Here is a 17,648-nt window from a genome sequence, read left to right as displayed (position 1 = left end):
TCTGTTTCCGCGATCCCTCGGGATCAGGCGGCCTTGATGTTCGCCTGCAGGAACTCGTGGATGCGGGCGATCGCCTTCAGGATGTTCTCGGTCGAATTGGCGTAGGAGAGGCGGATATAGCCCTCGCCATAGACGCCGAAATCCGGGCCGCCGATGGTGGCGACGCCGGCCTGCTCGAGGAGCGCCGAGGCGAGCGGCTTCGACTTCCAGCCCGTCGCCTTGATGTTCGGGAAGGCGTAGAAGGCGCCCTTCGGCGTCGCGCAGCCGATGCCCGGCAGCTTGTTCATCTCGGCGACGACGACGGCGCGGCGGCGGTCGAACTCGGCGACCATCGCGTGCACCTCGTCCTGCGGGCCGGTCAGCGCCGCGAGGCCGGCGAACTGCGCCGGCGCGTTGACGCAGGACCAGCAATTGACGGCGAGCTTGCGCACCTTGTCGACCAGCGCCGTCGGCCAGACCGAATAGCCCATGCGCCAGCCGGTCATGGCATAGGTCTTGGACCAGCCGTCGAGCAGGATGACGCGGTCGCGGATCTCCGGATAGGAGAGCAGCGAGGTGTGCTCCAGCCCGTCATAGATCATCTGGCCATAGATCTCGTCGGACAGGATCGCGACGTCAGGCCACTTGGCGAGGCCGGCGACGAGCTTGTCGATCTCGCTCTTCGGCGTGACGCCGCCGGTCGGGTTGGCGGGCGAGTTCAGGATGATCAGGCGGGTCTGCGGCGTGATCAGCGCCAGCGTCTCCTCGGCCGAGAAGGCGAAGCCGTTCTCCTCGCGGATCGGCACGGGGATCGGGTTGGCGCCGGTGAACTCGATCATCGAGCGGTAGATCGGGAAGCCGGGGTCCGGATAGAGGATGTCGGCGCCGGGTTCGCCGAACATCAGGATCGCCGCGAACATCGTCACCTTGCCGCCGGGCACGATGACGACATTGTCGGGCGAGACCGGCGCGCCGGTGCGCTTCTGGACGTCGGCGGCGACCGCCTCGCGCAGCGGCAGGATGCCGGTCGCCGGCGTGTAGCCATGCTCGCCGTCACGCAGCGCCTTCACCGCCGCCTCGACGATATGGTCGGGCGTGCGGAAATCGGGCTGGCCGATGCCGAGATTGATGATGTCGCGGCCCTGGCGCGCGAGTTCGGTGGCGCGCGCGAGCACGGCGAAGGCGTTCTCCTCGCCGATGCGCTCGAAATTGGCGACTGTCTGGAACATTTCTGGCCTCCCGGGGTATGTCGTTGCAGGGTCTGATTTTATTGATCGGCGACGCGCGACGATCCTTGATTTCGTATGATGTTTCAGCGCATCCTCAGGCCAAAATCAAACCTGATTTTCCGGGAGAGCCTCTTACCATGTCGTCCACCACACCCCGCAAGCTTCGTTCGCAGTCCTGGTTCGACAATCCGGACAATCCGGGCATGACGGCGCTCTACATGGAGCGCTATCTGAACTACGGCCTGACGCGCAAGGAGCTGCAGTCCGGCAAGCCGATCATCGGCATCGCGCAGACGGGTTCGGACCTGTCGCCGTGCAACCGCCACCACCTGGTGCTGGCTGAGCGCGTTCGCGAGGGTGTGCGCGAGGCGGGCGGCCTGGTGATGGAATTCCCGGTCCATCCGATCCAGGAGACCGGCAAGCGTCCGGGCGCCGCGCTCGACCGCAATCTCGCCTATCTCGGCCTGGTCGAGCTGCTCTACGGCTACCCGCTCGACGGCGTCGTGCTGACGATCGGCTGCGACAAGACCACGCCGGCCTGCCTGATGGCCGCCGCCACCGTCAACATCCCGGCGATCGCGCTGTCGGTCGGCCCGATGCTGAACGGCTGGTACAAGGGCGAGCGCACCGGCTCCGGCACCGTCGTCTGGAAGCAGCGCGAGCGGCTCGCCGCCGGCGAGATCAACTATGAAGAGTTCATGGAGATCGTCGCCTCGTCCGCCCCGTCGACCGGCTACTGCAACACGATGGGCACGGCCTCGACGATGAACTCGCTCGCCGAGGCGCTCGGCATGCAGCTCCCGGGCTCGGCCGCCATTCCGGCGCCGTATCGCGAGCGCCAGCAGATCGCCTACGAGACCGGCAAGCGCGCCGTCGAGATGGTCTGGGAAGACCTGAAGCCGTCCGACATCATCACCCGCGAGGCGATCGAGAACGCCATCGTCGTCAACTCGGCGATCGGCGGCTCGACCAATGCGCCGATCCACATCAACGCCATCGCCCGCCACATCGGCGTCGAGGTCTCGGTCGATGACTGGCAGACCGTCGGCCACAAGGTGCCGCTGCTCGTCAACCTGCAGCCGGCCGGCAAGTATCTCGGCGAAGACTACCAGCATGCCGGCGGCGTTCCCGCCGTCGTCAACGAGCTGATGAAGCACGGCCTCATCCATGAGAATGCGATGACCGTCAACGGCAAGACGATGGGCGACAACTGCCGCAACGCCGAGATCGAGCTGCCGGACGTCATCCGCACCTTCGAGACGGCGCTGGTGCAGGACGCCGGCTTCATCGTGCTGCGCGGCAATCTGTTCGACAGCGCGATCATGAAGACCAGCGTGATCTCGAAGGAGTTCCGCGACCGCTACCTGTCCAACCCGAACGACCCGGAGGCCTTCGAGGGCCGGGCGATCGTGTTCGACGGTCCGGAGGACTACCATCACCGCCTCGACGATCCGGCGCTCGAGATCGACGAGAACTGCATCCTGTTCATCCGCGGCACCGGCCCGATCGGTTACCCGGGCGCGGCCGAGGTTGTGAACATGCAGCCGCCGGCAGCCCTCATCAAGCGCGGCATCCTCTCGCTGCCCTGCATCGGCGACGGCCGTCAGTCGGGCACGTCGGGTTCGCCGTCGATCCTCAACGCCTCGCCGGAAGCCGCCGCCGGTGGTGGCCTGGCGCTGCTGAAGACGGGCGACCGCGTCCGCGTCGACCTGAACAAGGGCTCGGCCAACATCCTGATCTCGGACGCGGAGCTGGCCGAGCGCCGCAACGCGCTCAACGCCGCCGGCGGCTTCCCGATCCCGGCGAGCCAGACGCCGTGGCAGGAGATCCAGCGCGCGCTGACCGACCAGCTGGCGGACGGCATGGTGCTGAAGCCGGCCGTCAAGTACCAGAAGGTCCACCAGACCTACGGCGTGCCGCGCGACAACCACTAAGCCTCGGACTTTCCCGGGCTACCGAAGATTGCATGACCGGCCCTCGCGGCCGGTCATGTCGTTTTTGGGGGTGGTGTCCTTCATTCCCTCCCCCTTGTGGGGAGGGCTAGGGAGGGGGTACCGCCTCGCTGGTTCCGGGAAAGCGCGAATGGCCCTTCGGATGGGCCGGTGCTGGTACCCCCACCCCAACCCTCCCCACAAGGGGGAGGGGGCGCCGTTGCTTCTCTTGCTGATCAGGATGATGGCGGAGGCGTTCGGAGTCCGAAGCGGCAAGACCTCATTCCCTCCCCCCCTGTGGGGAGGGCTAGGGAGGGGGTACCGCCTCGCTGGTTCCGGGAAAGCGCGAATGGCCCTTCGGACGGGCCGGCGCTGGTACCCCCACCCCGACCCTCCCCACGAGGGGAGGGGCCGGCGTTGCCGGTGCCCTGCGGATGCGCGAAGACAGCGGCTAGCAGAATTCCATCCGGATCGATCTTGTCCTAAATGTCGTCTTCCCAATCCGTGGAGGCTTTCTTGCCGCGTCTCAGAATTTCGCCCGAGGGCATCGGCCAGCACTTCTGGCTGGTGCCCGACAACAAGCCGGCCCATCCGATCGAGCCGGACGACCTCGACCTGTCCGATGATCTCCTCGACCGGATCGAGGCGTGGAGCGATGCTTTCGACGCAATCTTCGATCCCGCCGACCCCAAATCCTCGCGCTTCTCCAGCGCCGAGGCCGAAATTCTCTGGCGCACCGAGGGCCAGATGATCGTCGCGGCGATCCGCGACGAGCTTGATGACGACTGGGAAATCGAAACCCGCTTCTGAGACGAGGAGGCTTGCTTGGGCAAGATCAACGCCGCCTGGCATGAGGTCCATCCGATGCCGGAGAAGTCGACGCTCGACCAGCGGGTCGCCTGGCATCTCGAGCACGCCGCGCATTGTGGCTGCCGGTGCGTTCCGCGCGGGATCGCCGAGGAATTGGTCCGGCGGGGGATCGCCGTCCCGGAGCCTCGGAAAAGCAGCCCGGGTCCATCGACATCGGGACGTTGATCGCTAAGATCGACGCGTCGAGGGCGGGGAACAGCATGACATCGATCGCGGCGCGCCGCGCCACCTTCCGCAGGCTGCATGACGCGGGCTGCTTCGTCATGCCCAATCCCTGGGATATCGGCAGCGCGCGCCTTTCCGCCGGCCTCGGCTTCCCGGCGCTCGCAACCACGTCCGGCGGCTTCGCCTTCAGCCGCGGCCTGCCGGACGGCGCCGTCGATCGCGACACCATGCTGGCGCACGTCGCCGAGATCGTCGCTGCCACCGAACTGCCGGTGAACGCCGATTTCGGCAACGCCTTCGCCGACGCCGCCGAGGCGGTCGCCACCAATGTCGCGCTCTGCGTCGAGACCGGCATCGCCGGCCTCTCGGTCGAGGACATGGCGGCCGACCGCTCGCTCTACGAATTCGACCACGCCGTCGACCGGGTTCGCGCCGCGCGCGCGGCGATCGACGCCGCCGGGCCGGACGTGCTGCTGACCGCGCGCAGCGAGGCGCTGCTCACCGGCCATCCGGGCGGCCTCGACGAGGCCTGCCACCGCATCGCCGCCTTCGCGGAGGCCGGCGCCGACGTGCTGTTCGTGCCGGGCAAGCTCGACGCCGCGTCGATATCCAAGGTGATCGCCGCCGCCGGCGGCAAGCCGGTCAACGTCATCGCGCTCGATCCGGCGCAGTCGATCGCCGACCTCGCGCAGGCGGGCGTGCGCCGCGTCTCGCTCGCCACCGCGCTCGCCCGTGCCGCCTATGGCGGCTTCCTGCGGCTTGCGCGCGAGGTGGCCGGCACGGGCACGCTGAAGGGTCTCGCCGAGGCCGAGCCGGGCGCCGACCTCAACCGCTTCTTCGCTCCCTTCGCCGGAGGTCCGCCATCGTGACATCGCCTGATGCCTGTCCGGTCGGTGTCGTGGTCGACACGACGCTCGCGCCGCGTCCGCAGCGCGTGACGCTCGAGGGCCGCTTCGTCTCCATCGTTCCCTTCGACCTCGCCGCGCATGGCCGCGACATCCACGAGCGATCGGTAGGCTCGGCGAATGACGGGCTCTGGGCTTATCTCGGGCATGGACCTTTCGCCGATTTCGAGAGCTTCTCCGCCCATTACGCGGAGGCCGCGAAGAAGGACGATCCGCTGCTCTTCACCATTCTCGATCGCGCGACCGGAAAGGCTGTCGGCCACGCCACCTATATGCGGATCGCGCCGCAGGACCGGACCATCGAAGTCGGCAACATCCTCTATACGCCGGCGTTGCAGCGCACCGCCGGCGCCACCGAGGCGATGTACCTGATGGCGCGCCATGCCTTCGAGCTCGGCTATCGCCGCTACGAGTGGAAGTGCAACGATTTGAACGCGCCGTCGCGGCGCGCGGCGGCGCGCTACGGCTTCACCTATGAGGGCACGTTCCGCCAGCACATGATCGTCAAGGGCCGCAACCGCGACACGGCGTGGTTCGCGATGCTCGATAGCGACTGGCCCCGCGTGAAAGCCGGCTTCGAGGCCTGGCTCGATCCCGCCAATTTCGACGCCGAGGGCCGGCAGAAGCGGAGCCTCGGCGCGTTGACGGCGGAGACAGCCCGGTGAACGAACTCGCCGGCCTGCGCCGCGCCATGGCGACGGACCGCGCCGCGCTTTGGGCCATGCAGGAGGCGGCCTACGAGCCGAACCGCATCATTGCCGGTCGCCTGCCGCTGCCGCTGCGCTGGGACTATGGCGACGTCCTGCGCGACTGGGAGGTGTGGCTCGCCGAGGACGAGAGCGGCGTCGCCGGCGCCCTGATCCTCAATCTGCGGCCGGAAGACCTCTATATCGAAAGCATCTCGGTGGCGCCGCGCTGCAAGGGACATGGTCTCGGTAACCGCCTGCTCGACGCGGCGACGCTGCGTGCCCGCGTTCTGGACCGCGCGACGCTCCGGCTTCTCACCAACGAACTCTATCGCGCCAATGTCGCCTGGTACGGCCGCAAGGGCTTCTCGATCGAACGGATCGAGGACCTCGGTGATCGCCGCATCGTGCACATGGTGCGCCGACTTCCAACCGGCGGCTGAGCCGCCACCGCAACCAAAAAATCCTGTTCGGGAGGAAATCATGACGGGACGTCTCAAGGGCAAGCGTGCCTTTCTCACCGCGGCCGGCGCCGGCATCGGCCATGCGACGGCGCTCGCCTTCGCGGCCGAGGGCGCCTATGTCATCGCCACGGATCTGAAGCCGGAGTTGATGGCGGACCTGAAGGCCGGCGGCGTCGCCGAGGTGCATGCGCTCGACGTGCGCTCGACGGCGGCGGTCGATGCGCTGGCCAAGCAGGTCGGCCCGGTCGACATCCTGTTCAACTGCGCTGGCTTCGTGCATCACGGCACGGTCCTGACCACCTCGGACGAGGACTGGGACCTCTCCTTCGACATCAACGCCAAGGCGATGCACCGGACGATCCGCGCCTTCCTGCCGGGCATGCTGGCGAAGGGCGAGGGCTCGATCGTCAACATCTCGTCGGGCGCGAGCTCGGTGCGCGGCATTCCGAACCGCTATGCCTATGGCGCGTCGAAGGCGGCCGTCGTCGGCCTGACCAAGGCGGTCGCCGCCGACTATATCCGCCAGGGCATCCGCGTGAACTCGATCGCGCCGGGCACGATCCAGTCGCCGTCGCTCGACGGTCGCATCGCCGAGCAGGCGGAGAAGCAGGGCAAGACGGTGGAGGAGATCCGCCAGCAGTTCATCGACCGCCAGCCGATGGGCCGGCTCGGCACGGCCGAGGAGATCGCGGCGCTGGCGATCTACCTGGCGTCGGACGAGTCGCGCTACACGACCGGCCAGGTCTACCTGTCGGACGGCGGCTTCTCGCTCTGAGGGGCAGAGGCGAAGGCTAGGCTCCGCGTCATCCCCGCGCAGGCGGGGATCCATGCAGCCGGGTTTCCGGGCGTGCGAACTTCCCCGCGCCGCGGCTGAATGGATCCCGGGTCAAGCCCGGGATGACGGCGAGCGTGGGGCGTCGTGCTAGGCGCATAAAAAATCCCTCCCCCGCGTGCGGGAGAGGGGATCGTTCAGAGTCAGTAAGTGCTTACTTCTTCCAGCCGGTGAACGGCGTCTCGGCGACCGGGCTCAGCGGCGCCTTGCCGTCGAGCCAGGCATAGAGGTTGTCGATCACGCGCTGGCCCATGGCGTCGCGCGTATAGACCGAGGCCGAGCCGACATGCGGCAGCAGCACGGCATTCTCGAGCGCGATCAGCTCGGCCGGAACCTGCGGCTCCTTCTCGAACACGTCGAGGCCGGCGGCGAGGATCCGCTTCTCCTTGAGCGCCTTGATCAGCTCCTGTTCGTCGACGACCGTGCCGCGGCCGATGTTGATCAGGATGCCGCGGGGGCCGAGCGCGTCGAGCACGGCGCGGTTGATCGCCTTTTCCGTCGCGGCGCCGCCCGGCAGAACGGAGAGCAGCGTGTCGACGTCGCGAGCCATCTCGGTCAGGTCGGCATAGTACTTGTAGGAGACGTCCTCGGCCGGACGGCGGTTGTGGTAGACGACCTTGACGTCGAACGCCTCGAGGCGGCGGGCGATCGCCTTGCCGATGCGGCCGAGGCCGACGATGCCGACGGTGCGGTCGCGCAGCGAGCTGCTGAGCGGATAGTTGCCCGACGGCCACTTGCCGGCGCGCAGATAGCGCTCGGAAGCCGAGAGCTCGCGAACCGTCATCAGGAGCAGGCCGAGCGCGGTATCCGCGACTTCTTCGGTCAGCACATCCGGCGTGTTGGTGACGATGACGCCCTTGGTGGCGGCGTGCTTGGCGTCGACCAGGTCGTAGCCGACGCCGAACGAGGCGACGATCTCGAGCTTCGGCAGCTTGTCCATCAGCGCCGCGTCGACGGCGCCGCCGACGGCGACGGCCTGGATGCGCGGCGCGACCTCGGCCAGCAGCGCGGCCGGATCCTTGGCGTCGTAGAGACGATGCACGATGAACTTGGCGTCGAGGGCATCGTTGACGTTCTGCTGCATGCGGCCAGGCATGAGAAGTTCGGGCCGGGACATGAATGCTCCTTGAAACTGGCTGGGGCGAATCTGGCTTGGGGCGTCATCCGCGCGCGGCGGCGGATCGGGCACGCCTTGATACACGAGGAAGGGGCCCGATTGCCATTGTCGGACAATCGGACGAAACGGAAAATTGGCACGGACAGGCCGGCCGTCTGCCTTGTCCTGAGCCCGCCCGGCACTCTAATCTGCGAATGAAATCAAATGCAAACACCCAGGGAGGGGTTGCAGCAATGGCGAACCGCACCGTCGGCTTCATCGGGCTCGGATTCATGGGCGAGGGGATGGCGACCAACCTCGTGACCAAGGGCAATCCGCTGCTGGTCATGGCCAATCGCCGCCGCGAGGCGGTCGAGCGCCTGATCGCCAAGGGCGCGTCCGAGGTGAAGACGCCGGCCGAGATGGCGCAGAGCGCCGAGGTGATCTTCCTCTGCGTCACCGGCTCGGCCGATGTCGAGGCGGTCATCGAGGGGCCGGAGGGCATCCTCGCCGGCGCGCGGCCGGGGCTGGTGGTGATCGACTGCTCGACCTCCGAGCCGACGACGACGCTGCGCCTGGCCGAGCGGCTCGACCTGGTCGGCGCCCATTTCGTCGACGCGCCGCTCGGTGGCACGCCGGCGGGCGCCATGGCGGGCAAGCTGCAGGCGCTGGTCGGCGCCTCGGACGAGGTGTTCGCCTCGATCGAGCCGCTGATCGCCTGCTGGGCCGCCACCATCGTGCATGTCGGCCCGGTCGGCGCCGGCCACAAGATGAAGCTGATCAACAACTTCCTGTCGCTCGGCTATGCCGCGCTCTATTCCGAGGCGCTCGCCATCGGCCAGAAGGTCGGCATCTCGCCGGACACGTTCCACTCGGTGATCAGCAAGGGCCGCATGCATTGCGGCTTCTACGACACCTTCATGAACTACGTCATCGACGGCAACGAGAACGCCCATCCCTTCACCATCTCGAACGCCTACAAGGACCTGCGCTACCTGGCGGCGATGGCCGACGACGCCCGCGCCGTGAACACGCTCGGCGAGGCGGTGAAGAACAATTTCGCCGCCATGGCCGCCTCGGGCCAGGCGGAGAAGTTCGTGCCGATGATCTCGGACTTCATCGCCGCGCAGAACGGCACCAGGCTGAAGAACTAGTCCCCGCGATTCAGCGGCGCCGCCCGGGCCGGAGCACCAGCCTGGCGGCGCCGTTGACGACGATCGTGCCGGCCACGGTGAAGGCGGTCAGGCACAGGAACGAGCCGAACAGGCCGAGCCGGTCGCCGAGGAAGCCGAGCGCCAGCACCGGCAGCGCATTGGCGAGATAGGCGGTGAAATAGTAGGTCGAGACCCAGGTCGCCCGCCGGTCCGGCGGCGCGATGCGGTTGACGACGCCGGCCGAGCCGACGAAGGCGGCGCCGTAGCCGAGACCGCTGCCGATCGTGCCGAGCACGAAGAGGAGCGGTGTGGCGGTCCAGATCGCGAAGGCGCAGAGCAGGATGGCGAGCGCGATCGTCGTGGTGCCGATCACCATGGCGCGGTTCGAATCGAGCCGCTGGCTCGCCAGCTGGCTGAGGCCGGCGACGGCCTGGAAGGCGGCGACGATGACGCCGGACGCGGCCTGGCTTTCGACCTTGAGCAGTTCGTGCACGAAGGTGACGCCGAGGCCGGCGAAGGTGGCGCCGACGGTCCAGGCGATGATCACGGCGCCGGCGGCGATCGCGAAGGCGGTGTAGCGGCCGGACTGCGGCACCGGTCCGGCAGTGGCGGTCGCGACGGGCGCGACGCGCGGCGCCGGCTGCCAGGAGGCGGTGGCGAGGCCGAGGATGGTGATGATCGCCAGCGTTGCGATCAGCAGGAAGGGCAGGTGCAGCGGCCAGAGGTCGAAATGCAGCGCCGCCGCGCTGATCACCGGACCGAAGGCGCAGCCGGCGGTGAACACGGCGGTCGCCAGCACGGCGTTGGCGCGGGCATCCGCCTTCGGGTCGAGTTCGATCAGGGCGGCGTTGGCGACGCCGGTCAGGCCGCCGGTGCCGGCGCCGGCCAGCAGCCGCCCGATCAGCAGCGTGGCGAGATTGTCGGCGGAGCCGAAGATCAGCGCGCCGGCGACGACGATGCCGAGCGACAGGATGATCAGCAGCCGACGATCCGGCAGGCGGTCGGATAGCCGGCCCAGCACGAACAGCGCGATCAGCGTGCCGACGGCATAGATCGCGAAGATGAACGCCACGGTGAAGGCGTCGAGCGCCCACATCATGCGGTAGCTGGTGTAGAGCGGCGAGGCGGCGGTGCTGTTCAGCAGCGCCACCATGATGGCGAGGGCGACGAAGAAGCGCGCCTGGCGATTGGCGGGACGGTCCATCGGGGATCCGGAAGCGGGCGCTTCGTTCGGGAGAAGGGTCTGGCGTCAGGGGCCGGGCGGCCGGAGGCCGGCCCGGAGCGCGCCGCTTGTAGCGCGTTTTCGCGGCCTTCGCCGCACTTATCTCGTGGGTCCGCGGTTCAGCCTTCCGGCGCGCGCACGCGTTCGCGATAGAGCAGATAGAGGCCGCTCGCGATGATGATCGAGGCGCCGACCAGCGTGCGCGGCGCCGGGACGTCGCCGAATACGAAATAGCCGAGCAGGATCATCCAGATCAGCCCGGTATACATGAACGGCGCCAGCACCGGCACGGCGGTGTGGTGATGGGCGCGGATCAGGAACCAGTGGCCGACGAAGCCGAGCGCGCCGGTCAGGAACAGGCAGAGGCCGACGATCCAGGTCGGCGGCGCGGCGTCGAGCGGATTGGCGACCGGCGTCATCAGGATCAGCGGCACGACGGCCGAATAGAGCAGCATGCCGGCGCTCGAATCCGAGCGCGTCAGCATTCGGGTCGACAGGATGTAGCAGGCGTTGCAGCAGGCGGCGGCGAGCGACAGGAAGATCGCCGGGTTCAGATCGCCGAAGCCGGGCATGGTGATGATCAGCACGCCGACGAAACCGACGATGATGGCGGCCCAGCGCCGGGGCCCGGCCCATTCGCCCAGGATCGGCCCGGCCAGCGCGGCGGTGATAAAGGGCGCGGAGAAGCCGATCGACATGGTCTGGTCGAGCTGCAGCTCGTGCACCGCCATGAAGTTGAAGAAGGTCGAGCCGGCGAGGAACAGGCCGCGCAGCGTCTGCAGAACCGGGCGCCTGGTCTTGTAGAGCACCCAGTGGCGCCAGGGCTGGAACAGCGCCAGCGCCAGCAGCGCGTGGATGGCGAAGCGGACCCAGACGATCGACAGCACCGGGACGTAGTAGCTCGCATATTTCGCGCAGGCGTCGAGGATCGCGAAACAGAGCATCGCAAGGCAATAGAGCCCAATGCCGCGCAGGCGCTGTTGCGCCTCCGCGGCGGCGGTCGGCAACGGGGACATCCGCACTCCGGGGGCGGTCGGGGGAGGGTACCTTTGGGGCAGGCGCTATCGGGCGATCGGGCCGCCTTCAGTCAAGCAGATTGCCGGGCGCCGCTCAAGCCGTGGGAGCGGGTGTCTCCACCGAAGGCGCGGGAATTTCGGGCTCGTCGTCGCCCGGTTCCTCGGTCTCGTCGAAATGGATCGAGAGGTTGCGCTCGATCTGGCGCAGCAGCTTGCGCAGCTTCTTGACGTCCTTGTCGTCGAGCCCGGCGATCGCTTCCTTCTCGAGGCGCTTCCAGCCCTTGTCGATGTCGAGGATGGTGCCGCGCCCCTGCTCGGTCAGGTAGACATGCGCCTGGCGGCCGTCGCCCTTGGAGGCCTGGCGCACGACATAGCCCTGCGCCGCGAGCCGGCTCACCATCTTGGTCACGGTCGGCGGCTGGACGGAAAGCGCCTGGGCCAGCTGGCTCATCGACAGGCCGTCCTCGGCCGCCAGCGCCTTGAGGACGCTTTCCTGGCCGGGATGGAGGCCGATCCGCATCAGGTGGCCGCCCGAGCGGGCGCGCGCGGCGCGCGCGGTCTGGGCGAGGCGGAAGGTGATCGTCTTGCGATGATTGAAAGCCATGATGCCTCTCGTAGCGCCATAACGTGTCGGGTTGATGACACGGCAAACGATCGTCAACGTTGCAGCTTCAGTCCGATGCTCACCGTGGTCGTCGGGTAGTCGCCGCCCGGCTGGGCGCTGTCATAATATTCCTGCGAGAAGCGTCCGACGACCCAGGCCGAGCGATTCAGTTTCCACGTCAGTCCGAAGCCGGCTTCATAGGTGACGTCGGCGACGTCGATGCCCTCGTAGAACTCGCGCCGCCAGCCGAGGTCGCCCTCGAGCGTCAGGTTGCGCCGGAGCGCGTGCTCCGCCTTCAGCCCGGCGTCGTAGACGATCGAGCCGGCCGAGTTCGGATCGGTGGTCGGGTTGACGAAGGTGGCGGCGCGCAGCGTGAAACTGGTGAGCGGCGTCGGCGCCCAGACCACGGAGGCGTCGACCGTCATGGCGTTGAACGACGAGAAGACGGGGTCGTCGTAGCGCTCGTTGTGCCAGCCGAGCGCCAGCTCGCCCCGGAGCACAGGATCGGCCGAATAGGCGATGCCGCCGCGAAGCGTCACGCCCTGGCTGGCCCGGTTGAAGCCGTTGTTGTCGATCTTCTGGCGGAAGCTGCGGTCCGACAGCTCCGCCTCGACGAAGGGCGTGAAGGCCGGCGTCACCTCGTAGCCGACGCGGGCGGCGACGCTCGTCAGCGTGTTGTCGCGGTCGCCCTGCGGCACGACGACATTGCCGGCATGGCCGTCATTGTATTGCGAATAGGCGAGGTTGCCGCGCAGCTGCAGCGCCGTGCGGCCGATCGAGCCGTCGAGCGTCGCGCCGCCGGTATAGGTGTTGATGCCGGGCGGCTCGTCGACGCCGGCCGGATAGTCGATGCTGGAGATCGACTGGGTGTCGTAATTGTAGTTGCCGCGGAGCCGGAGCGTCCAGTCGCGCGGCAGGTCGATGCGTGCAGTCGCGTCGGCGTTCACCGTCGGCCGCGGCGATACCGAGGTGTCGCTGAAATAGTCGTAGGTGCCGTGCAGCGACAGGCCGAGCTCGTGCCGGCTCCAGTCGGAGCGGACGATCAGGTCCGGCACCAGCGTCCAGACGGCGGAGGGGCCGCCGGTCGAGGCCTGGGCGGCGTTGGTGGTGTAGCCGCCGCGCAGCTCGATCGAGGGCAGCAGGATGAAGCTGCCGACGCGCAGGCCGAGCGGGTCGTAGCTGGAGGAATCGCGCGCATCCGCCGTCATCGAGCGGGGCCGCGTCGGAACTTCGTCCTCCTCGCCGATGGTCGAAAGCAGGCGCTGGTTGCGCTCGGCCCGGCCGAGCTGCATCGGCGCTTCCTCGGCCGGCGGCGCGGCGAGCGCCGGGTCGCTCAAGTCGACGGTTTCCTGGCCGTCGCTGCCGCGCAGGACGTCGAAATCCTCGTCGCCGGCAAAGGTCCCGACCGGCGCGGCATAGTCCTGCGCGACGGCGACCGTCGTCGGGGCCGGCGCCGAAAGAAGCGCCGCCGACAGGAGGAGCCGGGCAGGAAATCGCATTGCCGCTTGCCGTGACCTTCGCATGGAACTGGAGCCGGCAGGGCCGACCCGTATGGTTTCCGAACTGTAAATGCGGTTGGTTAAGGGAAGGTTGTCGCGGCCACGGATCGCAGGCGGCATTTTCGGGCGGCGCCGCGGGCGCGCGCATGGTAAAAGCCCGCGCTCAAACAGTTTGGAGTGAACGATGCGGGTTGCAGACGAGCCGGGCCGGGACAGCGTGGGCCATTCGGTCGAATCGGCATTGAGGACGCTGTCGAGCGAGCGCGCCGGCCTCGATGCGCTCGCCGCCGCGCTGGCCGGGCCGCTCGCCGCGCCCTTCGCCGATGTCGTGCGCCTGATCCGCGAGCATGCCGGCCGCGTCGTCGTCACCGGCGTCGGCAAGAGCGGCCATGTCGGCGTCAAGATCGCCGCGACGCTCGCCTCCACCGGCACGCCGGCCTTCTTCGTCCACGCCGCCGAGGCGAGCCATGGCGATCTCGGCATGGTCGGCCGCGACGATCTCATCCTGGCGCTGTCCTGGTCGGGCGAGACGGCCGAGCTCCGCGCCGTCGTCGAATATGCCAGCCGTTTTCGCACGCCCCTCATCGCCGTCACCTCGAACGCCGAAAGCGCGCTCGGCCGCCAGGCCACGCATGTGCTGGCGCTGCCCAGGGCCGAGGAGGCCTGCCCGCACGGCCTGGCGCCGACCACTTCGGCGGTGATGCAGCTGGCGCTCGGCGACGCGCTCGCCATCGCGCTTCTGGAGACGCGCGGCTTCACGGCGCAGGATTTCCGCCTGTTCCATCCCGGCGGCAAGCTTGGTGCCAGCCTGCATTTCGTGCGCGACATCATGCACAAGGGCGCGTCCATGCCGGTCGCGCCGACCGGCTCGCCGATGACCGAGGCGATCGTCACGATGACGGCGAAGGGGCTCGGCTGCCTCGGCGTCGTCGACCGCGACGGCGCGCTGATCGGCATGATCACCGATGGCGACCTGCGTCGCCACATCGGGCCGGACCTGCTGGCGCGCACCGTCGACGAGGTGATGACGCGCTCGCCGAAGACGATCCCGCCGGACATGCTGGTCGGCGCCGCGATCGACCGCCTGAACGGCGCCAAGATCACCGTCCTGTTCGTCGTCGAGAACGGCAAGCCGGTCGGCGTGCTGCACATGCACGACCTGCTGCGCATCGGCGTGGCGTGAACGGAAGAGGCTGTTCTTTTCACCTCTCCCAGAGGGAGAGGTGAAGATCCTGCGGCGCCCGCCTACACCCAGCCGAGCAGTTCGCGCCGGACCAGGTGCTCGAGCAGCGCCATGCCTTCCGGGCTGTCGTTCAGGCAGGGCAGCGCGGCGAAATGCTCGCCGCCATTGTGCTTGAAGATCTCGGCGTTCTCGCCGGCGATCTCCTCCAGTGTCTCGACGCAATCGGCCGAGAAGCCGGGCATCACCGCGGCGATGCGCTTGACGCCGCTCTTCGCCAGCGCCTCGACCGTCTTGTCGGTGTAGGGCTGCAGCCATTCCGCCTTGCCGAAGCGCGACTGGAACGTCGTGCGCAGCTTCTCCTCGGGCCAGCCGAGCTGTTCGCGCAGCAGGCGCGTCGTCTTCAGGCAGTGGCAGTGATAGGGGTCGCCCAATTCGAGATTGCGCTTGGGCAGGCCGTGATAGGAAGCGAGCACGACCTCCGGTTCGAAATCGAGCGCCGCGATCGAGCGCTCGACCGAGGTGGCGAGCGCGGCGATGTAGACCGGGTCGTCGTGATAGGCCGGCAGCGTGCGCACGGCCGGCTGCCAGCGCATGGTGCGGAGCTTGTCGAAGGCCTTGTCGTTGGCCGTCGCCGTCGTCGTCGCCGAATATTGCGGATAGAGCGGCGCCAGCAAGATGCGGTCGCAGCCGGCCCGCTTCAGGCCGTCGATCTTCTCGGCGATCGATGGCGTGCCGTAGCGCATCGCCCAGTCGATGATGATCTTGCCATTGCCGGCGAAGGCGGCGGAGAGCTTGTCCGACTGCGAGCGGGTGATGGTGCGGAGCGGCGATTCGTTGCGCTCCTTGTTCCAGATCGTCTCGTAGTTCTTGCCGGATTTCGACGGCCGCGTCGTCAGGATGATGCCGTTCAGAAGTGGCCACCAGATCAGCTTCGGCACCTCGATGACGCGCGGATCCGACAGGAATTCCTTCAGATAGCGCCGCATCGACCAATAGTCGGTCGCGTCCGGCGTGCCGAGATTGATCAGGAGGACGCCGACACGGCCGTCCGCCACCGGCGGGTGGTCGGCGGGCCTGGACGGGGCAACGGAAGCGGGGGAGGCAGTCTGCTGGCTGGTCATCGTGCCGGAACTTAGCCGTTCGGCGCCGCGACGCGAAGGGGCCGGGTGCATTTTCGTCCGTCGCGCGTTGTCGCAGCGCCGGATGCGTCCGGGGCGGACACGCGGCGTTGGCTCGCTGCAACATTTCGGCGCTATGCTGGCGCATCGCATTCAGCACGGGGATCGCACGCATGATCGGACGCAGTCACGGCCTTGGGCGCCGCTTCGGTTTGGGCCTCGCGCTGACCGCGCTTCTCGTCGGGCCGGCGCTCGCCGAGCCGGTGACGATCTCCTTCGTCCAGACCAACGACATCGACCTGATGGAGGAACTGGACGGGCGCGGCGGCTTCGCGCGGCTCGCGGCGGTGGTCGCCGCCGAGCGGGCGAAGGGGCCGACCGTGTTCGTCCATTCCGGCGACACGATCTCGCCGTCGCTGCTCTCCGGCATCGACAAGGGCGTGCACGTCGTCGACATCCTGAACCGGATGAAGGTCGACGTGATGACGCCGGGCAACCACGAGTTCGATTTTGGGCCCGAGGTCTTCCACGCCCGCATCGGCGAAGCGACGTTCCCGGTCGTGACCTCGAACATCCGCGAGCCGGACGGCAGCCAGCCGAAGAACACGGCCGACGACAGGATCGTCGAGATCGACGGCGTCCGGATCGGCTTCTACGGCCTGACCACCGAGGATACGCGCGTCGTCGCCTCGCCCGGCGACACCCTGTTCAGGTCGTCGATCGAGACGGCGCGGGCGAAGGGCGAGGCGCTGCGCGCCGCCGGCGCCGATCTCGTCGTGGCGGTGGTGCACACGCCGCTCGCCGTCGACATGATGCTGGTGCGCGACCGCGCCGCCGATCTCGTCTTCTCCGGCCATGACGAGCACCTGCTCACCTATTTCGACGGCCGCACGGTGCTGACGGAATCCGGCGCGCAGGCCGAGGACATCGTCGTCACTCGCGTCACCGTCGACAAGCAGGAGAAGGACGGCAAGACCAATGTCGCCTGGCGGCCGCATTTCGAGATCATCGACAGCGCCACCGTTACGCCCGATCCCGAGATCGCCGGCGTGGTGAAGTCCTACCAGGACAAGCTCGACGCCGAGCTCAAGGTCGAGATCGGCAAGACCGAGACGCCGCTCGACAGCCGTCGCGCCACGGTGCGCGGCGAGGAGGCGGCGATCGGCAACCTGATCGCCGATACGATGCGCGCCGCCGTCGACGCCGAAGTGGCGCTGGTGAATGGCGGCAGCATCCGCGCCGACCGCGAATATCCCGCCGGCACCACGCTGACGCGCGCCGACATGTTCGCGGAGATGCCGTTCGGCAACAAGACGGTGAAGCTCGTCGTCACCGGCGCGGCGCTCCGGGCGGCGCTGGAAAGCGGCTTCAGCCTGGTCTCGGCCGCCGCCGGGCGCTTCCCGCAGGTTTCCGGCATGGTGGTCGAGGTCGATCTCGCCAAGCTGCCGGGCACGCGCGTCCGCAGCGTGCTGGTGAACGGCGCGCCGCTCGATCCCGAGCGCAAATACACGCTGGCGACGACGGACTATGTCGCCGGCGGCGGCGACGGCTACCTGGCGTTCAAGGACGCCGCCCGGCTGATCAGCCCGGTCGATGCCCGGCTCGTGGCGAGCGACGTCATCGACTACGTCACCTCGGCGAAGACGATCGCGCCGAAGGTCGAGGGCCGCATCCTGTTCAACTAGGAGGCCGCAC

At 68.2% G+C, this 17,648-nt stretch carries 17 protein-coding genes; 10 read left to right on the top strand and 7 right to left on the bottom strand.

Going from position 1 to position 17,648, the window contains the following annotated elements; genetic code table 11:
- Positions 1-23: 23 nt before the first annotated feature.
- Positions 24-1,208, bottom strand: a complete 1,185-nt coding sequence (locus G539_RS0120185; protein WP_029076808.1) for a pyridoxal phosphate-dependent aminotransferase — start codon at positions 1,206-1,208, stop codon at positions 24-26.
- Positions 1,209-1,345: 137 nt separating this feature from the next.
- Between G539_RS0120185 and G539_RS0120180 the strand changes: the two genes are divergently transcribed.
- The 7 genes from G539_RS0120180 to G539_RS0120155 all read left to right on the top strand — a co-directional run bounded on the left by G539_RS0120180 (position 1,346) and on the right by G539_RS0120155 (position 7,004).
- The gene (locus tag G539_RS0120180; RefSeq protein WP_029076807.1) at positions 1,346-3,142 is read left to right on the top strand and encodes an IlvD/Edd family dehydratase; all 1,797 of its coding nucleotides are present in this window, start codon (positions 1,346-1,348) and stop codon (positions 3,140-3,142) included.
- Positions 3,143-3,655: 513 nt separating this feature from the next.
- Positions 3,656-3,949 (top strand): hypothetical protein, encoded by a 294-nt coding sequence (locus tag G539_RS0120175; protein ID WP_156912054.1) that lies wholly within the window; start codon positions 3,656-3,658, stop codon positions 3,947-3,949.
- A gap of 15 nt (positions 3,950-3,964) precedes the next feature.
- Complete coding sequence (locus G539_RS26820; protein WP_084640097.1) at positions 3,965-4,174, top strand: hypothetical protein; 210 nt, start codon at positions 3,965-3,967, stop codon at positions 4,172-4,174.
- A gap of 35 nt (positions 4,175-4,209) precedes the next feature.
- Positions 4,210-5,043 carry an isocitrate lyase/PEP mutase family protein gene (locus G539_RS0120170; protein WP_029076805.1) on the top strand — a complete coding sequence of 278 codons (834 nt, stop codon included), beginning with the start codon at positions 4,210-4,212 and terminating at the stop codon, positions 5,041-5,043.
- Complete coding sequence (locus tag G539_RS27235) at positions 5,040-5,744, top strand: GNAT family N-acetyltransferase (protein WP_156912053.1); 705 nt, start codon at positions 5,040-5,042, stop codon at positions 5,742-5,744. The genes G539_RS0120170 and G539_RS27235 overlap by 4 nt, the downstream gene beginning before the upstream one ends.
- Positions 5,741-6,208: a GNAT family N-acetyltransferase gene (locus tag G539_RS27230; RefSeq protein WP_029076804.1), complete on the top strand. Its 468-nt coding sequence runs from the start codon at positions 5,741-5,743 to the stop codon at positions 6,206-6,208. Before G539_RS27235 ends, G539_RS27230 begins: the two co-directional genes overlap by 4 nt.
- A 40-nt stretch (positions 6,209-6,248) precedes the next feature.
- Entirely contained in the window at positions 6,249-7,004 is a 756-nt protein-coding gene (locus tag G539_RS0120155; protein ID WP_029076803.1) for an SDR family oxidoreductase, read from the top strand.
- 211 nt (positions 7,005-7,215) lie between these two features.
- Here the strand turns inward: G539_RS0120155 and G539_RS0120150 are convergent, their stop codons facing one another.
- Entirely contained in the window at positions 7,216-8,178 is a 963-nt protein-coding gene (locus tag G539_RS0120150; protein WP_029076802.1) for a 2-hydroxyacid dehydrogenase, read from the bottom strand.
- A gap of 233 nt (positions 8,179-8,411) precedes the next feature.
- Here G539_RS0120150 and G539_RS0120145 point away from each other — a divergent pair, with 233 nt between their 5' ends.
- On the top strand, positions 8,412-9,311 hold the full coding sequence (locus tag G539_RS0120145; RefSeq protein WP_029076801.1) for an NAD(P)-dependent oxidoreductase: 900 nt from the start codon (positions 8,412-8,414) through the stop codon (positions 9,309-9,311).
- Positions 9,312-9,321: 10 nt separating this feature from the next.
- Here the strand turns inward: G539_RS0120145 and G539_RS0120140 are convergent, their stop codons facing one another.
- The 4 genes from G539_RS0120140 to G539_RS0120125 all read right to left on the bottom strand — a co-directional run bounded on the left by G539_RS0120140 (position 9,322) and on the right by G539_RS0120125 (position 13,652).
- Positions 9,322-10,515, bottom strand: a complete 1,194-nt coding sequence (locus tag G539_RS0120140) for an MFS transporter (protein ID WP_029076800.1) — start codon at positions 10,513-10,515, stop codon at positions 9,322-9,324.
- Between the two features lie 137 nt (positions 10,516-10,652).
- Entirely contained in the window at positions 10,653-11,549 is an 897-nt protein-coding gene (locus G539_RS0120135) for a DMT family transporter (RefSeq protein ID WP_029076799.1), read from the bottom strand.
- A gap of 94 nt (positions 11,550-11,643) precedes the next feature.
- The gene (locus tag G539_RS25575) at positions 11,644-12,153 is read right to left on the bottom strand and encodes a MarR family winged helix-turn-helix transcriptional regulator (protein WP_035831638.1); all 510 of its coding nucleotides are present in this window, start codon (positions 12,151-12,153) and stop codon (positions 11,644-11,646) included.
- A gap of 53 nt (positions 12,154-12,206) precedes the next feature.
- A complete protein-coding gene (locus tag G539_RS0120125; RefSeq protein WP_029076798.1) occupies positions 12,207-13,652 on the bottom strand; it encodes an outer membrane beta-barrel protein in 1,446 nt (481 codons plus the stop codon).
- A 184-nt stretch (positions 13,653-13,836) separates the two neighbouring features.
- Here G539_RS0120125 and G539_RS0120120 point away from each other — a divergent pair, with 184 nt between their 5' ends.
- Entirely contained in the window at positions 13,837-14,835 is a 999-nt protein-coding gene (locus tag G539_RS0120120; protein ID WP_029076797.1) for a KpsF/GutQ family sugar-phosphate isomerase, read from the top strand.
- A gap of 62 nt (positions 14,836-14,897) precedes the next feature.
- Here the strand turns inward: G539_RS0120120 and hemH are convergent, their stop codons facing one another.
- Positions 14,898-15,956, bottom strand: a complete 1,059-nt coding sequence (gene hemH / locus G539_RS0120115; RefSeq protein ID WP_051231721.1) for a ferrochelatase — start codon at positions 15,954-15,956, stop codon at positions 14,898-14,900.
- A 170-nt stretch (positions 15,957-16,126) separates the two neighbouring features.
- Between hemH and G539_RS0120110 the strand changes: the two genes are divergently transcribed.
- Entirely contained in the window at positions 16,127-17,638 is a 1,512-nt protein-coding gene (locus G539_RS0120110; RefSeq protein ID WP_029076795.1) for a bifunctional metallophosphatase/5'-nucleotidase, read from the top strand.
- Positions 17,639-17,648: the final 10 nt, after the last annotated feature.

The sequence above is a fragment of the Kaistia adipata DSM 17808 genome (genome assembly GCF_000423225.1).
Lineage (GTDB): Bacteria > Pseudomonadota > Alphaproteobacteria > Rhizobiales > Kaistiaceae > Kaistia > Kaistia adipata.
This window is presented reverse-complemented; position numbering and strand designations above follow the sequence as displayed.